Genomic DNA, 7,432 nt, shown 5'->3' with positions numbered 1-7,432 from the left:
ATCTCAACCGTTACTTTATCGCCAGGCTTGGCATCTAAGTCTGTTTTAATCGTACCGGTAATAATCACATTGTCAGCGGCGGCGGCGTTAATAACATCATTCGCGGCAACAGGATCAAGGGTGATATCGGCATGAATTTGGGTGTCCACATTCACAGTATGCCCGTCGTCAACAGTGATAGTGTTACCGGCATCGTCCGTAACAGTGACGCTGACTTTAATGTCGTTTTCGCCTTCAAGTAGATATTTTCTCTCAACTGCAATTTCGTATCCCACATGACCATCGCTATAAAGCTTAACGTCACCGGTGAAGATCTTGTGGTCAATCTCAACCGTTACTTTATCGCCAGGCTTGGCATCTAAGTCTGTTTTAATCGTACCGGTAATAATCACATTGTCAGCGGCGGCGGCGTTAATAACATCATTCGCGGCAACAGGATCAAGGGTGATATGTGCGTCAATCGTAGTATCGAGGGTAATGGTGTGAGTATCGGTCGACGTTGCAGGGTTACCTGCCAGATCGTGGCCGGTTACGGTAATGACTACGTTGTTGATAGCACTTTCATGAAGAAGATTTGTCGCAATCGGTATTTCGAAGGTCTTCTCACCGTTGGCGTTTTCAGAAATCACAACGTCTTTAAGATCAACATCAACACTGACCTTAGTACCGTTCAATTCAACGGTAATCTTGCCATCGATGACATCACCTGTCACAACACCATGCAGAATAGTGTTGGTGCTGTGAGATTCCACAATGTTGACTTTATCGTCACCCGCGACGGTGCCGATGTGGATTTGGTTTTCCGCGATCTGATCGATGGTGATGGTATTGGTTTCGGTGATAGTCAGCGTATTACCGTATTGATCCACCCCCGTTACTTTGTAGGTAATGGTCTGGTCTGCAAGTAAATCGGATGTATTCACATCCAGGCTGAAGGTAAACGATCCATCGGCCTGGTGGTGGAGAGTCCCGGGGAGATCGTTGCCATTGACGTGAATAGTAACTTTGTCTCCCTCATGAACATCACCGTTTACCGTGCCGGTAATCGTCGTTTTACCCAGCTTGCTTTCCGCGAGGTTCAGTACGTTATCGCCCGCTACATCATTGACGTTCATGGTCACATCAGCATGATCGTCGATGAGTACTGTTTTGCTGCTCTCAGCGGTGAAGCTATTGCCAACGCTATCGGTGCCCGTGACCGTCACATGAATATCAGGCTTAACAGATAGGTCATGGGTATTCACATCAGCTACATAACCCAACTGCCCATTCATATGAGGCAATTCAATGACTTTCACAGGGGTTATATGATTGTTGACCATGATAGTTACGTCGTCGCCAACTTTCGCATCTCCACCGACCGTGCCGCTGATCCGGGTCGTCGGTGACTGCAAATCGTGGTAGCTGAGAACGTTGTCTCCCGACACCGTGTTCATGGTGATGTTGCCTGCCGCGGTGGTATCCACCGTTACATCCAGGTTCGCGCTGCCCGGAGTGGTATTACCCGCAGCGTCATGTCCGGTCACTTGGGCGGTAATCTTGCCGCCGTTAGCCATGTCACTGGTTAACACATCGACGCTGTAACTATGGTTACCGTCGATTTTGATATGGTCGTAGATATGACCATTAACGTTCACCGTGACTTCATCACCGGGGTTCACATCACCACCCACCTTGCCGGTGATGGTGGTGTGCAACTGCTGGGTGTCGTTCAGGTTCAGAACGTTATGATGCCCAATCGGATCGATGGTCACCGAGGCGCTAATGCTGGTATCAACGGCAATGGTTTTATCGTCTGATGCAGTAATGGTGTTGCCCTGATCGTCATGCCCGGTCACGCTGACTTTGATAGTCGGATCCTGACGCAAATCGTCGGTGCTGACCTCTTTGGTAAATCTCAACTCACCTGTGACTGGGTCTTGATGAACTTGCGCCGTCAACGAATTGCCGTTTATCAGCAGAGTGACGTTATCGCCGTCATTGACGTCACCCGTTACGGTGCCGCTAACAGTGGTAGTCGGTTTATGGGATTCAGCAATGTTAATGGTGTTATCACCCGCCACATCGTCCAGCGTGATGGTGGCGTGAACATCGGTATCGAATGTGACCATCCCTTCTGCATGACTGCTGCCGCCGAACATCGTGACGCTAAAACCAGGATGTGCATTCAGTTCATCGGTATCAACATCAATTTTATAACTGTATTCACCAGGTAAGTTAGGATGTTCAAAGACCTGGCCGTGATAAGGCCGAGTGCCAATATAAATAATGACATCATCGCCAACATGAACATCACCTGACACCGTTCCGCGAATAGTCGTATGGCCCGACTGAGATTCCTGCTGGTTAATCACATTGTTACCCGCAACCGGACTAACGGTGATATGCACATCCGGCGGGGTGTGTTGAGGTGGGGTTACAGTGCCATTGCCGTCAAGCGGTGGAACAGACACGTTGCCCAGAAGATGAGCCGTCGCCGTCTCCGGGTTACCGTATGGATCGGTGGTGGTGATCTCGACAGTAATATCGGTGTTATTGCTTATCGTCTTAGGGCCAATGTAAACATGATTATTGGTCACCGGATCGTGCAGGTCATCGCCGTTAAAGCCCAGATGGCCGTCGGGCAGTTTAATGACTGAAGTATTGTAAGTATCAGCGCCGACGTGAATGACAATTTTATCACCCTCTTTTGCATCACCACCTACGTAACCCTCAATCAGCCAGAAATCATGGCTGCCGTTAATTTGCAGATTATGAACTTCAATCGTGGCTACGCCGACTGCATGATCTGTAGTCGCCAGTACGGTATTACCTGCCGCATCGTGGCCAGTTACCGATGCATGAAGCAAAGGGCTTTTAACGGATAACAGATCGTCAGTGCTGACATCAATTTTGTAAGCCAGGTTCTTGTCGACGGTACCGTAGTAGTGCTGACCATTCACATCAAGGTCGACCAGATCACCAGGGTTTACATCCCCGTTTACGTGGCCAGTAACGGTGGTCAGCGGATTATGCGCTTCTGCATTGTTAATCGTGTTGTCGTCAGTCACCGGGTCAATAGTAATGGTCGCATGTGCGCCATCAGCTCTACCAACGTCGTGCGATGTGCTCGCTGAAGCCGTGTTACCCGCTTTGTCGGTTGCATCAACGGTTGCCACAATTTTCGGGTCAGCTAACAGGTCTGAAGTATTAACGGCAATGGAATACCCTAAACCTAAACCATGTCCCTGATCTGCAACGGTAACTGGGTGATCAACGCCATTAACGATGACATGTACGGTATCGCCCGCTTTCACATCACCACCGACTTTACCGTTGATGATAGTGGTAGGAGCCTGCTGATCGTTGGCGTTAAGCACATCATCGCCCGACACAATATTAATCGTGACGGAAGCTGTTGCGTGATCGTCAATGCCAACATGATGATTGGCCGTGGCAACAGCATGGTTTTTCGCGGCATCGGTCACGTCGATACTGGCGTGGATATTAGGGTTGGCCTGGATATCAGCTGTGCTCACTGGGATGTGGTAACCCATGATCATATGCCCCTTAGCATCGACCCCCTGATTTTCCACAAAACCATGATAAACCTGACCATTTACCGTCAAAGTCAGTGGGTCGCCAGGGTGCATTTCCCCCGTAACCTTACCGCTAACCAGCGTGTAACCCTGCTTGAGTTCTGCCCCGTTCAGCACGTTATCTTGCGTCACACTATCCACACTTATCGTGGCATCAACGCGGGTATCGACAATAATGTCTTGATCGGCATGCACTGTGATCACGTTATTGGCGTTATCCGTTGCGGTCACCGTGGCGGTGATCTTCGGATCAGCCATCAAATCGTAAGTGCTGACATCGATTTTGTACCCTAACTGGTGGGTCACCGGATCTTTGAACACCTGAGTGGTCATATCGATCCCATTCACCTCCAGATGAACCAGATCGCCGACTTTGACATCACCACCAACTTTCCCGGTGATGGTCGTAAATTCGTTGTGAGACTCATCGCCATTGATCATATTGTCGCCAGTGACAGGATCGATGGTAATAGTCGCCTCAGCTTGCAAATCAATGCCAACGTTTTGCGTCGCCTGAGCAAGCTGAATATTACCGTTCGCGTCATAACCCACAATGTAGGCATCAGGATTCGGATCGGCTAACAAGTCAGTGGTTAAGACATCCACGCTATAGCCTAATGCGCCGTTCTGATGCGGCAGTTCTTGCACTGTCGCCTCATACGGGTGGCCATTCACCATGACGAGGACTTCATCACCTTTGTGCACATCGCCATTCACGGTGCCGGTGAGTTTGGTATTAACCTGCTGCGATTCCACGTTATTGATAATGCCATCACCCGTCAGCGGATTAATGGTAATACCCGCTTCGGCGTGGTTATCAAGTTGAACGGTATGGTCAGTGTGCACCGTGACTTCGTTACCCGCAGCGTCATGAGAGGTGACGCTGGCAATAATTGTCACCTTGCCACCAAGTTGTTGCTGGTTATCACCGAAAGCTGAAGAATCTACCGGGATCTGGTAACCGAGATGGCCGCTACCCAAATCAATGACTTTTCCACCGTAGAAATGTCCATTAATCTCGATGGAAACCTTATCGCCTACCCGCGCATCGTCACCGACTGCACCGGTAATCAACTGCTTCGGCGTATCCAGTTCATCGTAATTCAGTACCGGGCCTGCGGTCAGTTCATGAATGTTGATAGTGGCATCGGCATGAGTATCGAGCGTGATATGCGTCGTTTCTGAGGCAACCGCTTTGTTACCCGCCGCATCGAAGCTGGTAACCGTCACAGTGGCATCATTTTTGCCTTCTATCAGTACACCAGTCGGGATTTTCGCTTCGTAATACAGGTGACCTTGCGGGTCAGCAAAAATAGTCCCGGGGACGGTTGTCTTGCCAACGGTCACGTCCACCGCATCGCCGATGTGCGCGTCTTTACCGGTGATTCTTCCTGTTACCAGGGTTTCATGTTTTGACTCACCGGCGTTAACGACGTTGTCGCCCGCCACGGTATTAATCGTCACACCATTGTAGGCATGGTTATCAACGTGAATGGTGTGCTCACTGGCAACGATAGCTTCGTTGCCCGCTGCGTCATGAGAAACCAGAGTGACGGTTACCGGAACATCTTTCATCAGAATGGTGTTGTTATTGCCAAATTCTGACGACAGCACCGGGATTTTGTAGCCCAGTGTACCTTTCCCGTCATGCATATCCTCAACGCGACCACGATAATATTGACCATTAATCTCGAGAGTGACTTCATCGCCAATCTTCGCATCACCACCGACAACGCCAGTGATGATCTGATGACCTTGGCCCAACTCAGTGTGGTTGAGAATATTGTCACTGGTGGCGTCATTAATCGTGACGAAGTTCTTTGCATGGGTGTCAACGGTGACGGTTTTATGATCCACCGCGAATGAAATGTTACCGGAGCCATCGTGGCCGGTGATCGTCACCGTCACTTTATTCTGGCCTTCATGCAGCGCGCCGTTTGGCAACGGCACTTCGTAGTGCAATTTACCGTCAGAACCTTTCACCACCACGCCGTTGTAATCAACCTTGTTAACATGAACGAGTACCGGGTCGCCGGCCTGCGCATCGCCGGTAACAACGCCACTAATGAAGGTCGGCATACGGCTTTCGTGCGCGTTGACCGTATCATCGCCCGCCACTGTACCAATAGTGTTAACCGCCTCAGCGTGGTTATCAATATGAACGCTGTGCTCAGTGGTCACTGTCACTACGTTGCCTACAGCGTCATGAGACGTGACGTTGGCGATAATTTTAACGTTACTATCCAGCTTTTGATGGTTATCACCGAATGCTGAAGAATCCACCGGGATCTGGTAACCAAGATTGCCATTCCCCAAATCAATAACTTTCCCGCCGAAAAAGTGCCCGTTAATCTCTATGGAGACTTTATCCCCTATGTGAGCATCACCCCCGACGTCACCAGTAATCAACTGCTTCGGCGTAGTCAGTTCATCGTGATTCAGAACTGAGCCTGCGGTAAGTTCATGAATGTTGATAGTGGCCTCTGCATGGAGGTCAACAGAGAAGTTATGAGTCTGAGTCGCAACAGCTTCGTTACCCACTTTATCGTGGCTGGTAACGGTTACTTGGGCACTAGTATCGCCTTCAGTCAACGCGCCAGCAGGTACCGGTACTTTGTAATACAGGTGACCATTAGAATCAGCCAGTACTTTGCCAGGGTATGTTGTCCCCTGAACAAGGACTTCAACATCATCACCAACCTGAGCATCTTTTCCACTAACTTGCCCAGTAATAAAGACTTCTCGCTGTGACTCAGCGTGGCTAACAATGTTGTCGCCCGCCACGGTGTTAATGCTCACACCGTTGTAAGCATGGTTATCAACATGAACCGTGTGATCGGTGGTGACAGTTACTTCATTTTGCGCGTTATCGTGAGAAGTGACCGAGGCAGTGAAATTGACGTCTTTATTTAAAATGACGTTGTTATCACCAAAAATTGAAGAATTGACATTAATTTTGTAGCCAAATTGATTGTTGCCTAAATCTTCTACCTTTCCATATACATGAGTGCCATTAAAGTTCAGATCAACAACATCATCAACTTTCGCATCCCCACCCACTATGCCGGTGATAGTCTGCGTTGGGTTGTTTAACTCAGTATGGTTCAGCACATTGTCCGCGGTAATGTCATCAATAGTGATGGTCGCTTCAGCAACATAGTCCGGGGTGACCGTATGGTCTGCCGTGGCAGTGGCGGTGTTACCCGCGTAATCCGTTGTCGTGATACTCGCATGCACCTGCTGGCCGTTGGCCAGATCCGCGGTGTTCACCGGGATGCTGTAGCCCAGCTGGCCGTTCGGCATTGGCTGCACGGTGCCGGTGAACTCATGGCCGTTGACGGTCAGGGTCACCACATCGTGTACGCGCGCATCGCCGCCCACGGTACCGGTCACTCTGGTGGTCAGTTGCTGGCTTTCCGCGGCGTTGATGATGTCGTCGCCGGCAATCTGATTGATGGTGATATCCGCGGTCGCCACATAATCAACACTCACGCCATGGTCGGCAGTGGCAGTGGCGGTGTTACCCGCGTAATCCGTTGTCGTGATACTCGCATGCACCTGCTGACCGTTGGCCAGATCTGCAGTGTTCACCGGGATGCTGTAGCCCAGCTGGCCGTTCGGCATTGGCTGCACGGTGCCGGTGAACTCATGGCCGTTGACGGTCAGGGTCACCACATCATGCACCCGCGCGTCGCCGCCCACGGTGCCGGTCACTCTGGTGGTCAGTTGCTGACTTTCCGCCGCATTGAGGATGTTATCACCGGCGATCTGATGAATGGTGATATCGGCGGTAGCCACATAATCCACGCTGACCGCATGGTCTGCCGTGGCAGTGGCGGTGTTACCTGCGTAAT

At 50.4% G+C, this 7,432-nt stretch carries 1 protein-coding gene; it reads right to left on the bottom strand.

Annotated features, from left to right (window positions below; genetic code table 11):
- Nucleotides 1-7,432: Ig-like domain-containing protein (locus GC128_RS04130; protein ID WP_193216218.1), on the bottom strand; the 7,432-nt coding region annotated here is incomplete at both ends.

Source organism: Buttiauxella massiliensis, assembly GCF_902500225.1.
Lineage (GTDB): Bacteria > Pseudomonadota > Gammaproteobacteria > Enterobacterales > Enterobacteriaceae > Buttiauxella > Buttiauxella massiliensis.
This window is presented reverse-complemented; position numbering and strand designations above follow the sequence as displayed.